16 protein-coding genes and 1 tRNA gene are annotated in these 18,349 nt (G+C 63.5%); 13 read left to right on the plus strand and 4 right to left on the minus strand.

Translation table 11 applies throughout. The features are described 5' to 3' along the window. The gene (locus V9L18_RS08995; RefSeq protein ID WP_337346854.1) at positions 1-1,572 is read right to left on the minus strand and encodes a PspC domain-containing protein; all 1,572 of its coding nucleotides are present in this window, start codon (positions 1,570-1,572) and stop codon (positions 1-3) included. 124 nt (positions 1,573-1,696) lie between these two features. Here V9L18_RS08995 and V9L18_RS09000 point away from each other — a divergent pair, with 124 nt between their 5' ends. Further along, on the plus strand, positions 1,697-3,175 hold the full coding sequence (locus V9L18_RS09000) for an ATP-binding protein (protein ID WP_337346855.1): 1,479 nt from the start codon (positions 1,697-1,699) through the stop codon (positions 3,173-3,175). Then, complete coding sequence (locus tag V9L18_RS09005; RefSeq protein ID WP_337346856.1) at positions 3,172-3,855, plus strand: response regulator transcription factor; 684 nt, start codon at positions 3,172-3,174, stop codon at positions 3,853-3,855. Before V9L18_RS09000 ends, V9L18_RS09005 begins: the two co-directional genes overlap by 4 nt. Before the next feature lie 82 nt (positions 3,856-3,937). Here the strand turns inward: V9L18_RS09005 and V9L18_RS09010 are convergent, their stop codons facing one another. Continuing rightward, a complete protein-coding gene (locus V9L18_RS09010) occupies positions 3,938-5,155 on the minus strand; it encodes a pyridoxal phosphate-dependent aminotransferase (RefSeq protein ID WP_337346857.1) in 1,218 nt (405 codons plus the stop codon). Positions 5,156-5,430: 275 nt separating this feature from the next. On the opposite strand from V9L18_RS09010, the gene V9L18_RS09015 reads away from it, so the two are divergent. From V9L18_RS09015 to rplL, 9 genes are all read left to right on the plus strand, one after another. Next, positions 5,431-5,503: transfer RNA gene (locus tag V9L18_RS09015), tRNA-Trp, on the plus strand. A gap of 81 nt (positions 5,504-5,584) precedes the next feature. Further along, positions 5,585-5,869 (plus strand): preprotein translocase subunit SecE, encoded by a 285-nt coding sequence (secE, locus tag V9L18_RS09020; protein ID WP_337346858.1) that lies wholly within the window; start codon positions 5,585-5,587, stop codon positions 5,867-5,869. 117 nt (positions 5,870-5,986) lie between these two features. After that, positions 5,987-6,829 (plus strand): transcription termination/antitermination protein NusG, encoded by an 843-nt coding sequence (nusG, locus tag V9L18_RS09025; protein ID WP_337346859.1) that lies wholly within the window; start codon positions 5,987-5,989, stop codon positions 6,827-6,829. A gap of 130 nt (positions 6,830-6,959) precedes the next feature. Continuing rightward, positions 6,960-7,391, plus strand: a complete 432-nt coding sequence (gene rplK / locus V9L18_RS09030) for a 50S ribosomal protein L11 (protein WP_024365990.1) — start codon at positions 6,960-6,962, stop codon at positions 7,389-7,391. A gap of 196 nt (positions 7,392-7,587) precedes the next feature. Then, positions 7,588-8,295 carry a 50S ribosomal protein L1 gene (gene rplA, locus V9L18_RS09035; RefSeq protein ID WP_337346860.1) on the plus strand — a complete coding sequence of 236 codons (708 nt, stop codon included), beginning with the start codon at positions 7,588-7,590 and terminating at the stop codon, positions 8,293-8,295. A gap of 125 nt (positions 8,296-8,420) precedes the next feature. Next, a complete protein-coding gene (locus tag V9L18_RS09040) occupies positions 8,421-9,533 on the plus strand; it encodes a GNAT family N-acetyltransferase (RefSeq protein WP_337346861.1) in 1,113 nt (370 codons plus the stop codon). A gap of 8 nt (positions 9,534-9,541) precedes the next feature. Then, the gene (locus tag V9L18_RS09045; RefSeq protein WP_337346862.1) at positions 9,542-10,660 is read left to right on the plus strand and encodes a GNAT family N-acetyltransferase; all 1,119 of its coding nucleotides are present in this window, start codon (positions 9,542-9,544) and stop codon (positions 10,658-10,660) included. A gap of 310 nt (positions 10,661-10,970) precedes the next feature. Then, positions 10,971-11,561: a 50S ribosomal protein L10 gene (gene rplJ, locus V9L18_RS09050; RefSeq protein ID WP_028269591.1), complete on the plus strand. Its 591-nt coding sequence runs from the start codon at positions 10,971-10,973 to the stop codon at positions 11,559-11,561. A 78-nt stretch (positions 11,562-11,639) separates the two neighbouring features. Next, positions 11,640-12,011 (plus strand): 50S ribosomal protein L7/L12, encoded by a 372-nt coding sequence (gene rplL, locus V9L18_RS09055; protein ID WP_011692821.1) that lies wholly within the window; start codon positions 11,640-11,642, stop codon positions 12,009-12,011. Positions 12,012-12,128: 117 nt separating this feature from the next. On the opposite strand, the gene V9L18_RS09060 is transcribed toward rplL, so the two are convergent. Both V9L18_RS09060 and V9L18_RS09065 read right to left on the minus strand, forming a co-directional pair. After that, positions 12,129-12,632 carry an aminoacyl-tRNA deacylase gene (locus tag V9L18_RS09060; RefSeq protein ID WP_337346863.1) on the minus strand — a complete coding sequence of 168 codons (504 nt, stop codon included), beginning with the start codon at positions 12,630-12,632 and terminating at the stop codon, positions 12,129-12,131. Next, the gene (locus tag V9L18_RS09065) at positions 12,632-13,831 is read right to left on the minus strand and encodes an acetyl-CoA C-acetyltransferase (RefSeq protein WP_337346864.1); all 1,200 of its coding nucleotides are present in this window, start codon (positions 13,829-13,831) and stop codon (positions 12,632-12,634) included. The genes V9L18_RS09060 and V9L18_RS09065 overlap by 1 nt, the downstream gene beginning before the upstream one ends. A 212-nt stretch (positions 13,832-14,043) precedes the next feature. On the opposite strand from V9L18_RS09065, the gene V9L18_RS09070 reads away from it, so the two are divergent. Both V9L18_RS09070 and rpoB read left to right on the plus strand, forming a co-directional pair. Beyond that, positions 14,044-14,505 (plus strand): hypothetical protein, encoded by a 462-nt coding sequence (locus tag V9L18_RS09070; RefSeq protein ID WP_337346865.1) that lies wholly within the window; start codon positions 14,044-14,046, stop codon positions 14,503-14,505. Positions 14,506-14,802: 297 nt separating this feature from the next. Then, positions 14,803-18,312, plus strand: coding sequence for a DNA-directed RNA polymerase subunit beta (gene rpoB / locus V9L18_RS09075; protein WP_337346866.1), 3,510 nt, complete (start codon positions 14,803-14,805; stop codon positions 18,310-18,312). The last annotated feature ends 37 nt before the right edge of the window (positions 18,313-18,349 follow it).

The following is an 18,349-nucleotide window of genomic DNA, read 5'->3' on the forward strand; positions in this document are numbered from 1 at the left end:
TCAGTTTCCTTCCTGGATGGTGACGTTGCTGAAGGTGCCGTCAATCTCGACCACCAGGCGGGCGCCGGGCAAGTCGGTGTTGTAGCTGCTCTCACGGGTGGTGATGCCGCTGCGGTCGTTGGCGCCGTCGTGGATGTTGCCCATAGTCATGTCGGCCTTGACATCCACGGGGACGTCATCGGGGATAACCACAGTGACGTTGCTGGCGGTGATGTCCAGGGGAACAACGACGTCGGATGTCAGTGGGGCAGCCACGCCCAGGTCAGTGAGGTCAACAGTCCCGCGGCCGGCGGTGACGTCGAGTCCGTCCCTGGCCTGTTCAATGCTGGTGGGTGTCCAGTCAACCTGGGTGAAGCGGACCCTGTCGCCGTTGCCCACCACGTTGAAGATGCCGCCGATGATCAGCGCAACCACGGCAAAGAAGCCGAGGATCCCTGAGGTCCTCCCGCGCAGGCCGGCGAGGAGGATGCCCAGGCCGAGGACCGCTGCGGCGCTGGCCCAGACGATGGCGTTCGCGGAGTCGCCGAGGTTGATCACGTTGCCGGCGTCCAGGGCCTTGAGCCCGCCGCCGACCAGCAATGCTGTTCCGGCGGTGATTGCCACAGCAGGTGCACCTGGGCCGCCGGGACGGACCTTTGCCGGGTGCGCCGGTCCCTGGGGCTGCTGGTAACCGCCGCCATAATTGCCGCCACCGTAGTTGCCTCCACCGGGGAATCCGCCGCTGCCGTAGGGCGGGGTGGGGCCGGAAGGTGGTGTCGGCGTATAGGGAGGGGTCCCGGCGGAACCGGAACCGGTATCCGTCGTCGAGTATGGCGAGGTGTACGGGGCGCTGGGGTATGCGGCCGCGAAGGCGGCATTCCCTTCGGCGCCGGCCGGCTGCGGTGTGGCGTTCATGGGAGCTCCATTCCGGACCTTGTTGCGTTGGGTCAGGTAGTAAATGAGGTAGATGGCGCCACCTACCCAGAAGACCGTCCAGACGAATCCGCCGAAGCCGTTGCGGCTCCAGCCCCAGAAGCCGCCGCCGAGCCCGGTGAGGCCCACAACGGTGGTGATCAAGGCACCGGTCATGCCGGTGGACCACCGGCCGGCACCGGCTTCCTGGACGTGGATCCGGCCGTCAGGTTCGGGGAGGAACGCCCACGCGAGGCCGTAGAGAAGGACGCCGATTCCGGCGAAAAGCGTGAGGACGATGAAGATGCCTCGCACAATCAGGGGGTCGATGCCCATCCGGTAGGCGATACCGCTGGAGACACCGCCGATCCAGCGGTCCCGTCCGCGCTGGATGCCGTGGCTCCGGATCCAGGGGAAGAAATCGGTGGACTGGGCAGGTGGTTTGACGCCGGTGTACTGGCCAGACGGCTGGCCTTGGTAGGGGCCGGCGTACGGTCCTGCGTAGGGTCCGGACTGCTCGCCGTAAGGTGGTTGCTCCGGCGCGTCCTGTGACGGGGAGGGCTGCGAATCCTGCGTGCTTTCCGTCCCAGGCATCAGTGGCTCGGTAGGGTGTTCGGTTCCGCGGGGCGGGAGTGGCTCGGTAGGGTGTTCGTCATCTGGGGTGGGGGTCTGCGAGTTCATACTTCGATCCTGCCGTCCGGCGCCGCCCCGCTCTACTGGGGAACACCCTGAGCCGTCCCTGAGATACCCCCGGTTCGGGCCCGAATCGGGTCCGGGGAACCCTGATCCGTGTTTGGATTGACACATGAGCACAGCCTTTACCCGCCCTCCGCTGGTCCGCAGCAGCGACCGCATCATTGCGGGCGTGTGCTCCGGCCTCGCGGCGCATCTGGGCTGGCCGGTGAAGACCGTCAGGATCGGCATGGCGCTCGCAACCTTGGCCGGCGGTGCCGGACTGGCCTTCTACGCGTGGCTCTGGATCATGGTCCCTACTGCTGACGAAAGCGCTCGGCGCAACGCCAGGCGTCCGGCGTCGCCCATTGCCCCGGCGGTGAGTCTTGATCCGGCTTTCAGCGCCCGGCCGACCACGGCGCAGGCACAGCCTGCCGGCCACTCAGCCACGGGTGCTGCGCCGCGCGGAACGCACGATGCCGGAGCTTCCGCCCCCGCCGCCGCGGGCGGCGCCGCTGCCAATGGTCCGGCTGCCTACAGCGCAGCGTGGTCGGCCCAGCCTTTGCCCGGCTACGGCCCGGCCACGACAGGTTACGGTGCGGCTGTGCGCCCGCCGTGGTTCCGGGTCCGCAGCATGCGGTACGGCAAGGAGGTCCTGCTGGGAGCGGGACTCCTCCTGGTGGCGGGCATCCTGATCGCGCAACTCCTGGGTGTCGACGTACCCCTCGGGACGCTCATTCCTGCCGCGGCCGTGCTGGGAGGCGCTGCCATCGCCTGGATGCAGCTCGACGAGACCCGCCGCGCGGGGCTCTTGGACAAAACCAAGGCCGACCAGGCCGGTGGCTGGGCACGGCTGGCAGCAGGATTGGCCTTGGTGGTGGCCGGCGTGCTGGTGATGGTGTCCGGTTCAGGATCATGGGAACAGACGTGGCTGGCGCTGCTTGCTTCGGTGGCGGTACTGGGCGGAGTGGTGCTGGTGCTGCTTCCCTGGGCACTCAAATTTTGGCGGGACCTGGAATCGGAGCGTGCCGGCAGGGTCCGCGAAACCGAACGCGCAGAGATCGCGGCCCACCTGCACGACTCCGTACTGCAGACCCTCGCCCTGATCCAGCGCCGGGCCGGCAACGAACACGATGTAGTCCGCCTCGCCCGGGCCCAGGAGCGTGAACTCCGGGGCTGGCTGTTCCAGGACCCCGGCCGGGACGCAGGGCAGCTCTCTGAACGGATCAAGGCAACGGCGGCCGAGGTGGAGGACTTCCTGGGCAACGCCGTTGAAGTGGTGAGCGTAGGGGACACGGCCATGACCGAAGCCCACGAGGCCCTCGTCCAGGCCAGCCGGGAGGCGATGCTGAACGCCTCCCGGCACGGCGGCGGATCTGTGTCCGTGTACCTTGAAGTCTCTGACGGCCGTGCCGAAGTCTTCGTCAAGGACCGTGGTCCCGGATTCGAACTCAACGATGTGCCCGAGGACAGGCTGGGAGTCAGGGAATCGATCATCGGACGCATGAAGCGCCATGGCGGGACCGCCTCCATCATCAGTACACCGGACGGTACTGAAGTGCGGCTCGGCCTGCCGGCGCTCCAAACGGACAACGCGGAAGGGAAATCATGAACAACGCACAGGCGACCGGACCCATTCGCCCCGCCCAGCCGGTCCGCGTAGTGATCGTGGATGACCACGCCATTTTCCGCTCAGGCCTCAAGGCAGACCTTGACGCGAGCATCCAGGTGGTGGGTGAGGCCGCCACAGTGGAGCAGGCCATTGCGGTGATCGCCCAGGAACGTCCGGAAGTGGTCCTGCTGGACGTGCACCTGCCCGGCGGCCTTGGCGGCGGCGGGCGTGAAGTCATTGCCGGCTCAGCAGCGCTCCTGGGCACCACGAAGTTCCTTGCCCTCAGTGTCTCGGACGCCGCGGAAGACGTGGTGGCTGTCATCCGGGCGGGAGCGCGGGGGTACGTCACCAAGACGATCTCCGGTGCCGAGATCACCGACGCCGTGTTCCGGGTGGCAGGCGGGGACGCCGTGTTCTCGCCCCGGCTGGCAGGTTTCGTGCTGGACGCCTTTGGTACCGCCCCGGCGGACATTGCCGACGACGAACTGGACAGGCTTTCTGCCCGCGAACTTGAAGTCATGCGCCTGATTGCCCGTGGCTACAGCTACAAGGAAGTGGCTAAGGAACTGTTCATCAGCATCAAGACCGTGGAAACGCACGTATCGGCCGTGCTGCGCAAACTCCAGCTCTCCAGCCGGCACGAGCTCACCAAATGGGCCGCCGAACGCCGCCTCCTCTAACCCAAAGATGCGCTATCACTTGTGGTCCCTGTAAGCCTTGATAAGGGACCACAAGTGATAGCGCATCTGGTGTCGGGGAGCGTTACTTGGCCTTGCCGAGGAAGTCCTGGAGCCGGGCAACGCCGGTCGCCAGGTCCTCGTCGCCCAAGGCGTAGGAGAGGCGCAAGTAGCCGGATGGGCCGAATGCCTCACCCGGCACCACCGCCACCTCGACCTCGTCCAGGATCAGCGCGGCCAGTTCAGCGGAGGTCGACGGCGTGGCGGTGCCTGCCGCCGTCGGAAATTCCTTCCCCAGCAGCGCGCGGACGTCCGCGTAGACGTAGAAGGCGCCCTTCGGCGTCGGGCATTCCACGCCGTCGATGGCGTTCAGTCCGGCGACGATCGCCTTGCGGCGGCGGTCAAAGGCGACTTTCATTTCGTCGACGGCGGTGAGCGGGCCGGAGACGGCTGCGAGGGCCGCGATCTGCATGATGTTGGAGACGTTGGACGTGGCGTGGGACTGCAGGTTGGTGGCTGCCTTGATGACGTCGGCCGGGCCGATCATCCAGCCAACCCGCCAGCCCGTCATGGCATAGGTCTTTGCCACACCGTTGAGGATGACCACTTTGTCGCCCAGTTCAGGGGCAGCGGTGGCGATGGAGGTGAAAGGGACGCCGTCGTAGGTCAGGTGCTCGTAGATTTCGTCGGTGACCACCCACAGCCCCTTGGCAGCGGCCCATTTGCCGATCTCGGCGACCTGCTCGGGGGAGTAGACCGAACCCGTGGGGTTGGACGGCGAAACGAACAACAAGATCTTGGTCCGGTCCGTGACAGCGGCCTCAAGCTGCTCCACGGTGACGAGGTATTCCTGCTCCGGACCCGCAAAGACCTCAACGGGGACACCGCCGGCGAGCCTGATGGCCTCCGGGTACGTGGTCCAGAACGGTGTGGGGACAATCACCTCATCGCCCGGGTCAACCAGCGTGGCGAAAGTGTTGTACACAGCCTGCTTGCCGCCGTTGGTCACCAGCACCTGGGACGCGTCCACCGCGTAGCCAGAATCGCGGAGGGTTTTCTCGGCGATGGCTTTCTTCAGTTCAGGAAGGCCGCCGGCGGGGGAGTAGCGGTGGTACTTGGGCTGGCCAGCGGCTTCGATGGACGCTTTGACGATGTAGTCCGGCGTAGGGAAATCAGGTTCGCCTGCGCCGAAGCCAATAACCGGCCGGCCGGCCGCCTTGAGCGCCTTGGCCTTGGCATCAACGGCCAGGGTTGCGGATTCGGCAATGGCGGAAATGCGCTGGGAAACGCGGGCGGCAGACATGGCGGGTCCGTTCTTCGCTTACAGCTCGGTGGCTGAATGGTGGAATTCGACGTGATCTACTCTATGCTGTTCACCGGATCGTTCGGGTTGCCGGATTGGTTTTGTGACTGCAGGTCAGATCAACAATTCCAGCGGAAGGGGCGTCCGGAATGTGGCTGGTTCGACGTACGCGAAGTTGTTGCGTAGACTGGTTCACCGGTGTTGAAAACACAGATGATGTCGTGCGCCCCAGTGCAAACTGCGGAAGTCCGTCAAAACGGTCGTTTTCGATCCATAGGGTAGTGGCGCAATTGGTAGCGCAGCGGTCTCCAAAACCGCAGGTTGCAGGTTCGAGTCCTGTCTGCCCTGCGCAAGCTGTTCCGGCGACAAGCCGGAGCAAGCGCAGCAACCATGGTTCTGATCAGGGCCGGGTAATCCAACATTGCAAAGATGAGCGAGGACCAGGTGACCGAAACAGCTGCCAGCAGCTCCAAGGGCCGCCCAGCTAAGAAGGCCGCCAAGGCAAACTTCTTCGCTCGCATTGCACTTTTCGTTCGCCAGGTCATCGGTGAATTGAAGAAGGTTGTTGCACCAACCCGCAAGGAACTGATCAATTACACACTGGTGGTGCTGGTGTTCGTGGCCATCATGATGGTCATCGTCAGCCTGCTGGACATCGGTTTTGGAACCGCTGTCAGCTGGGTCTTCGGCGGGATCGCTCCCGGGGACCGCTAAGGCGAATCGTCCGCAGGCTGCGTGGTCTGGTCCGGGTAAACCGGAGGAAGCCACGACAGTGTGCGGAATTGAGCCATTTAAATAGGCATGTTAGGCAATGAGGAAGCAGGAGACCAAGTGTCTGAGCAGGAGCTCGAGGTAACCGAGACTGAGCTGGAAGAGTCCGCGGACGTCACGGCAGGAGCCGGTGAAGAGTCCGAGGTTGAGTCCGCTGCGTCCGAATCCGACTTCGCCGATTCTGACGACGCTGATGATTCCGACGACCACTCTGACGCTTCAGAGGCAGACGTTGACGGCGACGACTCCGACGACGAATCGGAGGAGGCAGACGCCCTCGCCGCTGCGGCCGCCAAGGCCGAGGTTGATCCCGCCGAGGAATTCAAGGCCAAACTGCGCCGCCAGGAGGGTGACTGGTACGTCATCCACTCCTACGCCGGTTACGAAAACCGCGTGAAGGCCAACCTTGAGACCCGCATCCAGACCCTGGACATGGAAGATTACATCTTCGAAATCCAGGTGCCGATGGAAGAAGTCGTTGAGATCAAGAACGCCCAGCGCAAGGTCATCAACCGCGTCCGCATCCCCGGCTACGTCCTGGTTCGCATGGACCTGACGGACGCCTCCTGGGGCGCCGTCCGCCACACTCCCGGCGTTACCGGCTTTGTGGGCAACGCCCACAACCCCGTGCCGCTGCGCCTCGATGAGGTCTTCTCCATGCTCGCCCCGGTCTTCGAAGAAGAGCAGGCCGAGAAGGGCAAGCCCGTCAAGCACGCTGCCGCCCCGGTTGACGTTGACTTCGAGGTTGGCGAATCCGTCATCGTCAAGGAAGGTCCGTTCGAGACCCTTCCGGCCACGATCTCCGAAATCAAGGTGGAATCCCAGACCCTCGTGGTGCTCGTCTCCATCTTCGAGCGCGAAACCCCGGTCACCCTGGCGTTCAACCAGGTCACCAAGATCTAGCACCACTACAGAATTCGTTCCGGCGCTGCCCGCTTAGCAGGTCCGGAACGGCCGGCCGCCTCGCCATGGCGGCCAAAAACCTGAGGCACGCTCCTGTGTCCCAGGACATTATTGAGAGAAGGACCCTACATTGGCTCCCAAGAAGAAGGTCACCGGCCTCATCAAGCTGCAGATCCAGGCAGGTGCCGCTAACCCGGCTCCGCCGATCGGTCCTGCGCTTGGCCAGCACGGTGTCAACATCATGGAATTCTGCAAGGCGTACAACGCTGCCACAGAAGCCCAGCGCGGAAACGTCATCCCCGTTGAAATCACGGTTTACGAAGACCGTTCATTCACGTTCATCACCAAGACCCCGCCGGCTGCAGAACTCATCAAGAAGGCTGCAGGCGTTGCCAAGGGTTCACCCACCCCGCACACCGTCAAGGTTGCCAAGCTGACGCAGGCCCAGGTCAACGAGATCGCCACCACCAAGATGGAAGACCTCAACGCCACGAGCCTCGAAGGCGCAGCGAAGATCATCGCCGGCACCGCCCGCTCCATGGGTATCACCGTCGAGGGTTAATCCCCTTCCGCTGCCAGGGCGTTGGGTTCGGGAAACCGATCACGACGGCGGGCAGCATCGCCGGGAAACCGGCACCACTGCCGGAGAACCGGCACAAACCGTAATGTTGGAATCCGCGTACACCAGCCGGATCACCAACTGTGGCAGGGCCCAGCGCGGTCCGCAGACCACAACTGCACAAGGAGAAATAAGCAGCATGGCAAAGCGCAGCAAAGCATATGAGGCAGCAGCCGCCAAGATCGACGCGGAGAAGTTCTACGCGCCGTTCGAGGCAGTAACGCTCGCCAAGGACACCAACCCGTCCAAGTTCGACGCCACCGTTGAGGTCGCTTTCCGCCTCGGCGTTGACCCCCGCAAGGCTGACCAGATGGTCCGCGGCACCGTCAACCTGCCCCACGGCACCGGTAAGGTCTCCCGCGTCCTCGTTTTCGCAACGGGCGACAAGGCTGAGGCAGCAATCGCAGCCGGCGCCGACTTCGTTGGTTCCGATGACCTGATCGAAAAGATCGCCGCCGGCTGGACCGACTTCGATGCAGCCGTAGCCACCCCTGACCTTATGGGCAAGGTTGGCCGTCTTGGTAAGGTGCTGGGTCCCCGTAACCTGATGCCGAACCCGAAGACCGGCACCGTCACCCCGGATGTCGCGAAGGCTGTCAACGACATCAAGGGCGGCAAGATCGACTTCCGCGTCGACAAGCACTCGAACCTGCACTTCATCATCGGCAAGGTTTCGTTCGACGCCATCAAGCTGGCCGAAAACTACGCCGCAGCACTGGAAGAGGTGCTTCGCCTGAAGCCGTCCGCTTCCAAGGGCCGCTACATCCAGAAGGCCACTGTGGCCACCACGTTCGGTCCGGGCATCTCCGTTGACCCCAACGTCACCAAGGTCCTGACCGAGGTCTAATCCTCAACAGCGCCTGCTGCCGGACCTGTCCGGCACACAGAGAGACCGCCCGGCATCGCGCCGGGCGGTCTCTTTGCTTAAGCCCGCACCCTCGACTAAATCCTGCGGATGGCTAGGCTGGGGGCATGACCGCCCTGGCCATCACCGCTGTTCAGATCCCGCCAACGCCCGACGGCGGCACCCCGGCTGCAGAGGGAAGTCCGGACGGTGCCGCGGACTTCCGTGCCTGTCAGGCCCTTCGTGAAGCGCACGAGCAGGAGAAATGGGGCAACCTTGACCGCTGCCTTACTCCAGCCGAGGCCATGGAGTTCTGGCGCGGCAACGAGTACGAGGAACGGCACCTCTTTGCCGCACGGCTCGGCGGAGAGCTGGTGGGCCTGTGCTCGGTCACGCTGCCCCTGCGGGAGAACACGGCCAGTGCCGGGATTGATGTCCTGGTGGCCCCGGCCTACCGGCGCTGCGGGTGGGGAAGGCGCCTGCTGGAGTACGCCGAGTCCGTTGCGGCGACGCGGGGCAGGACGTCGCTGGACGCCTACTGCGAGATCCCGCTGGAGCTGGCAGAACGCCCAGGAACCTTGCTGCCGGCCAAATCAGGCGCAGGTGGGCTCCCGCGGGACGAGGCTTCAACTGCCTTTGCCGCCGATGCCGGGTATGAGCTGGAGCAGGTGGAGCGGTCCAGCCGGCTCTCCTTACCCGTTCCTGCAGAGCGCCTGGAAATGCTCGAGACCGAGGCGTCCGCCCACGCACTGGACTACAAGGTTCTCACCTGGACGGAGTCCTGTCCGGAGGAGTTCGTCGTTGAATACTCAGCCCTGAAGGCCCGATTGAGCACCGATGTGCCCACGGCCGGGTTGGACTGGGGCCCCGAGGACTGGGACGCGGCCCGGGTACGGGAAGAGGAAGAAACGCTGGTCCGCAGTGGTGTACAGGCCCTGGTGGCCGCCGCGATGCACAGCACATCCGGCAGGCTGGCGGCCTATACCGTCCTGAATTGGCGCCCGGAGGTTCCTGCGACGATCATCCAACAGGACACGTTGGTGTCTGCAGAACACCGGGGACACCGCTTGGGAATGCTGGTCAAGCTCGCGAACTTGCGTCTGGCACAGCAGCGCTGGCCCGCCGCGCGGTCGGTCCTTACGTGGAATGCCAGCGAAAACCAGCATATGCTGGCGATAAATATTTCGCTTGGATTCAAGCCTGCTGGCTATGAAGGTGAGTGGCAGAAACGGCTGGGATGATGCCCCTTATGGCAAACGACGTGAAGATCGAGCAGCTGTGGATCCCGGATTCGCTGGACGCACCGGACGCGGCGGACTTCCTGGCCGCCGTCGAGGTGGGCCGCAAGGTCCGGATGCAGACCTGGGGCACTGATGATCTGGCGTATGCGCCGCTGGAGAAACTCCTGGAGCTTGAGGACCCCTACGAACGCCAGATCATCCTGGTGGCAAAGGTCGACGGTGAGATCGTAGGTACCGTTGATATCGCCCTTCCACTGGCCGATAACCTGGACCTGGCCGAGTTCACGCTGGACATCCTGCCCGAATTCCAGCGCCAGGGCGTTGGCCGGAAACTATTGCTCGCCGCCGAACACCTGGCGCGGGCTGAGGGCCGGACCATGATCCTGGTGGATACCAACCACCCGGGTGCTTCACTGCACGAGTTCGAGAAAGCCCAGCTGGTCCCCGGATCGGGCCAGGGCTTTGTTCCACTGGAGAGCCGCGAAGTCGAGTTTGCCCGCAAGACCGGGTATACGCTGCAGCACATTGAGCAGTTCAGTTCCTGCGCCCTGCCCCTGGACACCAAGCTCGTGGCCGACCTCCAGGCGGAGGCGGACGCCGCCAACAACGGCCGGTACCGCCTGCATCACTGGACGGACCGCTGCCCGGACGAGTGGCTGGAGGCGGTGGCCGTGTTGGAGAACCAGGCGGGCGCCGACGTTGACCCATCGCTGCAGACCCCTGTCGAGCAGGACATGGTGTTCGACGGCGGCATCCTGCGTGAGGCGGAAGAGGCCACCATTGCCCAGGGTCGCCGGACGGTGGTTACGGCTGTTGAGCATCTTGCCACGGGCGCTTTGGTGGGCCTGACCACTATCAGCGTCCTGGCCCACCGCGCCGACGTGGTGTTCCAGGACGACACCCTCGTGCTCCAGGAACACCGCGGGAATAAGCTGGGGCTGCTGATCAAGGTGGCCAACATGGAACGCCTCACCGAGCAGTTCCCGGACGCGAGGGTCATTTATACCTGGAACGCCCCGGAGAACAGATACCTGCTGACCGTCAACAAGCAGCTGGGGTTCACTACGGCGGGGGTGACGGGCATCTGGCAAAAGGAACTCCCGCAGTTGGGCGCCAGCAAGAGCTGAGCCTTCGCTTTGCACGATTTGGTAGAGGGACGCCGCGTCCCGTAAGCTTGAACTACCAAAGACCGTCGGTTGTTGGAAATCCACTCTCCTGAACACAGCTCAACTCTGTAGTTTGTGCGCTGGAGATCAAGTGGTTTTCTGGACGAAGGACCCTGAACGTAGGGCGGCCGGCGCAGGTGAACGAAGCAAAGCTCCACGGTGTGAAACTGTGTTTGAGCCAAGCCCCGTGCATCTGCGCGGGGCGTTTTTAGTTTTAGCTCACCTTGAGCGGGGACCGTCGAATACCGGCACTATCCCCGGAAGGAGGGTTATGGCAACGCCTGCAAAGGTTTCAGCAGTAGCTGAGATCACTAACGATTTCAAGGAATCGAACGCCGCTGTCCTGACCGAATACCGTGGGCTCACTGTTGCACAGCTCAAGCAGCTGCGTGTTTCTCTCGGCCAGGACACCAAGTTCTCGGTCGTCAAGAACACCCTGACCGCCATTGCAGCCAAGGAAGCTGGTGTCGAAGCATTCGACGGCCAGCTCGCCGGCCCCACTGCAATCGCGTTCATCAAGGGTGACGCAGTTGCAGCGGCCAAGAGCCTGACGGATTTTGCCAAGACCAACAAGCAGCTGGTTATCAAGACCGGTTACTTCGAGGGCAAGGCACTGAACGCCAGCGAAGTTGCTGCCCTGGCAGCACTCGAGTCCCGCGAGCTGCAGCTCGCCAAGGTTGCAGGGATCCTCAAGGCTCCTGCTGCCGCTGCTGCACGCATCATTGACGCCCTGCGCCTCAAGCTTGAAGAAGAGAACGGTGCACCGGCAGCAGCCGAAGCGCCCGCCGCTGAAGAAGCCCCGGCCGCAGAAGCAGCAGAGACCGAAGCTCCGGCCGAGGCCGCAGCCACCGAAGAGAACTAACTCTCTTTCAAACCAGACTCCGGTGTGAAGGCAACGGCCCTGGCCGCCAAGCACCACCTATAGGAAGGACGCCACACCATGGCGAAGCTCACCAACGAAGAGCTCATTGAAGCTTTCAAGGAACTGACCATCATCGAGCTCTCCGAGTTCGTCAAGCTCTTCGAAGAGACCTTCGAAGTTACTGCTGCTGCTGTTGCCGTTGCCGGCCCCGCCGCTGCTGCTGAAGAAGCCGAAGAGAAGACCGACTTCGACGTCGTTCTCGAGGCTGCTGGCGACAAGAAGATCGCAGTGATCAAGGAAGTTCGCGCCATCACTTCCCTGGGCCTGAAGGAAGCCAAGGACCTGGTTGACAGTGCTCCGAAGGCTGTCCTCGAAGGTGCAACCAAGGAAGCTGCCGAGAAGGCCAAGGAGCAGCTCGAGGCTGCCGGCGCCACCGTTACCCTCAAGTAACACTCGCTTTTCCAACAGGAAGCCCCGTCCACTCCGGTGGGCGGGGCTTCCTGCGTTAAACCCAACTAGGTAGCAGCTAATGTCGTTATGGGGGCTCATAACGACATCTGCTGCTACCTACATGGGGTTGGGATCGGAGATGTCCGCGACGGTCGCGCCCAGGGCAGCAGTCAGGGCGTCGGCGTCAACAAAGGCGCTGAAACCATGCTGCCCGGCGCCCATGGAGATCCGGCGCCCGGCAATCGTCTGGTCGGCGTAAACCGGCCACGCCTTGGTGCTGCCCAGCGGAGTAATGGTGCCCCGTTCGTATCCCGTGGCGTCGAGGGCGACGTCGGGCGGCGGCAGCGACAGCTTGTTGACTCCCACCAGGGCGCGGAGCTTGGGCCAGGAGATCTGCCGGTCACCGGGGATCAGCGCGAACAGGAAGCTGCCGTCCTTGTGCTTGACCACCAGGGACTTCACGATGTCCGCCGGGGTTATGCCCAGGATGCCCGCAGCCTCCTCAAGGCTCCGGGCGGCGAGGCGCTCCACCACCTCGACGTCGAGGCCACGCGCCGCGGCGTCAGCCAGGAAGCGCTGGCGTCCGACGGCGGCACTTCCGTTGTCGGCTTGCGCCACCATCAGTCCCGGTACAGCAGGAGCGCTTCGCCCTGCCCTCCGCCGCCGCACAGGGAGACGCCAGCCTTGCCGCTTCCGCGCCGCTTGAGTTCATGGGCCGCGTGCAGTGCCAGCCGAGCCCCCGAGGCGCCGATGGGGTGGCCCAGGGCAATGGCGCCGCCATGGATATTGCACTGCTCCAACGGGTAGTCCAGGTCCTTCAGGGACTGCACTGCCACGGAACCGAATGCTTCGTTAATCTCGATGAAGTCCAGGTCCGCCGTGGTCCAGCCTGCCCGGTCAAGGGCGCTCTGGAGCGCATGTGAGGGCTGGGAGTGAAGCGAGTTGTCCGGCCCGGCCACCTGTCCGGGCTTACCGACGACGGCCAGGTACTCCAACCCGTTGTCTTCGGCGAACTGCCGCGACGCGAGTACCAGCGCGGAGGCGCCGTCGGACAGGGGAGAGGAGTTGCCGGCGGTGATAGTCCCGTCCGTCACGAACGCTGCCTTGAGGCCGGCCAGTGTTTCGATGGAGGTGTTGGGCCGAACTCCTTCGTCCGCGGCGACAACAAGGGGGTCGCCCTTGCGCTGCTTGACACTGATCGGTGCGATTTCGTCGTCGAACACGCCGTTCTTCGCTGCCAGCGCGGCACGCTGGTGGGACTGGGCAGCCACGTTGTCCTGGGACGTTCGGTCTATGCCGAGGGCGAGGTTCCTCGTTTCGGTGGAAAGACCCATGGATTGGCCGTCGAAGGCGTCAGTGAGTCCGTCGTGTGCCGCGACGTCCAGGGCTTGAATCGCGCCGTAGGTCCAGCCTTGGCGGGAGCCGGGCAGCAGGTGCGGCGCGCGCGTCATGGACTCCTGTCCGCCGGCCACTACCACAGTGGCATCGCCGCTGCGGATGAGGCGGGCGGCGTCTATGACCGCGGTCAGGCCGGAGAGGCACACTTTGTTGATAGTGACCGTCGGAACATTCCAGCCGATCCCGGCCCCGATGGCGCTTTGCCTGGCAGGATTCTGGCCCGCTCCGGCCTGAAGCACCTGGCCCATGATCACCGCATCCACGCGCCCGGCGTCCACGCCGCTTGCCGCGATCGCGGCCTTGATGGCGTGGGCTCCTAGTTCGACGGCGGTGAAGCTCGCCAGTTGCCCGTTCAGCCGGCCCTGGGGGGTCCGCGCCGCTGAGAGGATGACAACGTCAGTGTTGTCTGTGGAGTTGCCCATTGTTATCTCTTCCGATCTGAACCGATGTAGGCCAAGGCTACCGTGAGCTTCCTCACCTAATTATCCAAACATTGGCAGGCGCAGGCGAATTCCTTCGGCACGCGGCAGGGGAGAACTACCCATCACCGAAACGTGCAAGGCGTCGGCGGCCTCAGTAGGGTGGACGGCGGGTATGACAGCATCGCCGCAGAACAAAAACAGGGAGCATCATCGTGAAGAAAATCCTCGCCGTGGCAGCGGTCGCAAGCCTTGCAGGGCTAACGGCCTGCACCGTAGCCGCCCCCGCTCCCACCACGGCGATGGCCACCCCCACGACGTCCAGCCCCGCATCTTCGCGGCCGACGCCGTCGCGCTCTTCCGACGCCCAGGCTCCGCAGGCAGGAGGTGTCCGGGCCGCCTGCGAGCAGTTCAACAAGCTCTACGCCGATTACAAGGCCATTAAGGATGACGCCAACGCCTACGAAGAGATCTACTTCGCCGCCCAGGACGCCAAGGACGTTGCGTCCGGCAACCAGAAGGGATTGTTTACGTCCCTGGGCGTCCTGTCCCTGGACAGGTCGTCGGCGGTTGAAAGCGGCGGTGAAGTGGACCAATCGTCAAAGGACATGGTCCGTGACGCGGTTTTCGCCAATGCCCAGGAATGCACAGCTGAGGGTGTCACGCTCCGGCTCTGAGCCGCGTCCGAATGCGAAAAATATGGGTCTTGCAATAACGCGCGATGTGGGGTAGACACGTAATCGGTTTTGCCGTATCGTAGATATTTGCGTCTTCCCTGTTTACCTTCAGCCTTCATATAGCGGTGGGCTTTGCCTGGCAGCTGACCATCAACGTGCCGTCAACAACGTCATTGTATGGGCAGCCCGGGCCCCGGGTCATATAGCGGAACCGGATGGTAGCACTGCGGAGTCATTCTGCAGGGTGCACAGCGGGGGAGATCTGAAAACGCCTGAAGGTCTGTGGAAGGATCCCTCTTGGTCGCCTCGAGCACCTCTAATAACGAAACCGCTAACACCGCCGACAGCACTGATGGTGCCACTCGCCGGCTCTCATTCGCAAAGATTCACGAACCGCTTGACGTTCCGAATCTTCTTGCCCTGCAGACGGACAGCTTTGACTGGCTGGTCGGAAACGAACGCTGGCAGGCACGCGTAGCGAAAGCCGTAGAAGAAAACGACCTCAGCGTCGCCACCACGTCCGGACTGTCGGACATCTTCGAAGAGATCTCCCCGATTGAGGACTTCCAGGGCACCATGTCCCTGAGCTTCTCCGATCCGGAGTTCGCTGACCCGAAGTACACCATGGCCGAGTGCAAGGACCGGGACGCAACGTACTCGGCACCGCTGTACGTCAAGGCCGAGTTCATGAACAACAACACGGGCGAAATCAAGCAGCAGACCGTGTTCATGGGCGACTTCCCCCTGATGACGGAGAAGGGTACCTTCGTCGTCAACGGCACCGAGCGTGTCGTCGTCTCCCAGCTGGTCCGTTCGCCGGGCGCCTACTTTGAGCGCACCGCCGACAAGACCAGTGACAAGGACATCTTCACTGCCAAGATCATCCCGTCCCGTGGTGCATGGTTTGAACTCGAGATCGACAAGCGCGACCAGGTCGGCGTACGCCTCGACCGTAAGCGCAAGCAGTCCGTCACCGTGCTGCTGAAGGCCCTTGGCTGGACCGAAGGCCAGATCCTCGAAGAGTTCGGCCAGTACGACTCCATGCGCGCCACGCTCGAGAAGGACGCAACCGAGACCCGCGAAGACGCGTTGCTGGACATCTACCGGAAGCTGCGACCGGGCGAGCCGCCCACAGTCGAGGCTGCCCAGTCCCTGCTGGACAACCTGTACTTCAACTCCAAGCGCTACGATCTGGCCAAAGTCGGCCGTTACAAGATCAACCGCAAGCTTGGCATCGACCGCTCCCTTGGCGACAAGGAAGCCTCGGTCCTGCACGTTGAAGACATCGTGGCCATGATCAAGTTCCTGGTTGCCCTGCACGCCGGCGAGAAGACCCTGACGGGTAAGCGCGACGGCCAGGACCACGAACTGCGCGTTGAGATCGATGACATCGACCACTTCGGCAACCGTCGTATCCGCGCCGTCGGCGAACTCATCGAGAACCAGGTCCGCACCGGCCTGTCCCGTATGGAGCGCGTCGTCCGCGAGCGTATGACCACCCAGGACGTCGAGGCCATCACGCCGCAGACCCTGATCAACATCCGCCCGGTTGTTGCAGCCATCAAGGAGTTCTTCGGAACCTCCCAGCTGTCGCAGTTCATGGACCAGAACAACCCGCTGTCGGGTCTGACCCACAAGCGCCGTCTGTCCGCGCTTGGCCCGGGTGGTCTGTCCCGTGACCGTGCAGGCATGGAAGTTCGAGACGTTCACCCGTCCCACTACGGACGTATGTGCCCCATCGAAACCCCTGAAGGCCCGAACATTGGCCTGATCGGTTCGCTGGCTTCCTACGGCCGCATCAACCCGTTCGGCTTCATCGAGACGCCGTACCGCCTGGTCAAGGACGGCGTCGTTTCCGACAACGTCCAGTACCTGACGGCCGACGACGAAGCAGAGGTCCTGATCGCCCAGGCCAACGCTCCGCTGGATGAGAACAAGAAGTTCGCCGAAGAGACCGTCCTGGTCCGCGCCCGTGGTGGTGGAGGCGAGCCCGTGCTGGTTCCTGCCGCCGATGTCGAGTTCATGGACGTTTCCCCGCGCCAGATGGTGTCCGTGGCTACGGCCCTGATCCCGTTCCTCGAGCATGACGATGCTAACCGTGCACTCATGGGTGCCAACATGCAGCGCCAGGCTGTGCCGCTGGTCCGTTCCGAGGCTCCGTTCGTGGGCACCGGCATGGAGCGCGCAGCCGCCGTCGACGCCGGTGATGTCACCATCGCGAAGAAGGCGGGTGTGGTCACCGAGGTCTCCGCTGAGCTCGTCATCATGCTCAACGACGACGGCACGGAAACCAACTACCGCATCAACAAGTTCGCACGCTCCAACCAGGGCAACTGCTACAACAACCGTGTCCTGGTGAACGAAGGCCAGCGCCTCGAGGTTGGCGGCATCATCGCCGACGGCCCGGCAACTGACCAGGGCGAGCTCGCCCTCGGCAAGAACCTGCTCGTGGCATTCATGTCATGGGAAGGCCACAACTTCGAGGACGCGATCATCCTCTCGCAGCGCATTGTTGCCGAGGACGTCCTTTCCTCCATCCACATCGAGGAGCACGAGATCGATGCCCGCGACACCAAACTTGGTGCCGAGGAAATCACCCGTGACATCCCCAACGTGTCCGAGGAAGTACTGGCTGGCCTGGACGAGCGCGGCATCATCCACATCGGTGCCGAGGTTGAAGCCGGCGACATCCTGGTCGGAAAGGTCACCCCGAAGGGTGAAACCGAACTGACCCCGGAAGAGCGCCTGCTGCGCGCCATCTTCGGTGAGAAGTCCCGCGAAGTGCGCGACACCTCCCTGAAGGTTCCGCACGGCGAGTCCGGCACCGTCATCGGCGTCCGCGTGTTCGACCGCGACAACGACGACGAACTGCCGCCGGGCGTCAACCAGCTGGTCCGCGTCTACGTGGCCGCCAAGCGCAAGATCACCGACGGCGACAAGCTCGCCGGCCGCCACGGCAACAAGGGCGTCATCTCCAAGATCCTTCCGATCGAGGACATGCCCTTCCTTGCCGACGGCACCCCCGTTGATATTGTCCTGAACCCGCTGGGTGTTCCGGGCCGAATGAACGTCGGCCAGGTGCTCGAAACGCACCTCGGCTGGGTTGCCAAGACCGGTTGGAAGATCGAAGGCGAGCCCGAGTGGGTCAAGCAGCTGCCGAACCTGCCGCGCGAGAGTGGCCAGACCACTGTTGCAACGCCCGTGTTCGACGGTGCCCGCGAAGAGGAAATCACCGGCCTGCTGGACTCCACTAACGTGACCCGCGACGGCGAACGCCTGATCAACTCCTCGGGCAAGACCCGCCTGTTTGACGGCCGCTCCGGTGAGCCGTTCCCGGATCCGATCTCTGTTGGCTACATGTACATCCTGAAGCTCCACCACCTGGTGGACGACAAGATCCACGCCCGCTCCACCGGTCCGTACTCCATGATCACGCAGCAGCCGCTGGGTGGTAAGGCACAGTTCGGTGGCCAGCGCTTCGGTGAAATGGAAGTGTGGGCGCTCGAAGCTTACGGCGCCGCTTACACGCTCCAGGAGCTCCTCACGATCAAGTCGGATGACATCCACGGTCGCGTGAAGGTCTACGAAGCAATCGTCAAGGGCGAGAACATCCCCGAGCCGGGCGTTCCTGAGTCCTTCAAGGTCTTGATCAAGGAAATGCAGTCGCTGTGCCTGAACGTGGAAGTGCTTTCCACGGACGGAACCACAATTGAAATGCGTGACTCTGATGACGCAGTCTTCACGGCTGCGGAAGAACTGGGCATCGATCTGTCTCGTGCAGAGCCCAGTTCCGTAGAAGAGGTCTAGAGTCCTCCGGAGCAAGGCAGCCGGCCCGTCCGCTGCC

Origin of the sequence: Pseudarthrobacter sp. CCNWLW217, assembly GCF_037203985.1 — a bacterium.
Classification (GTDB): domain Bacteria; phylum Actinomycetota; class Actinomycetes; order Actinomycetales; family Micrococcaceae; genus Arthrobacter.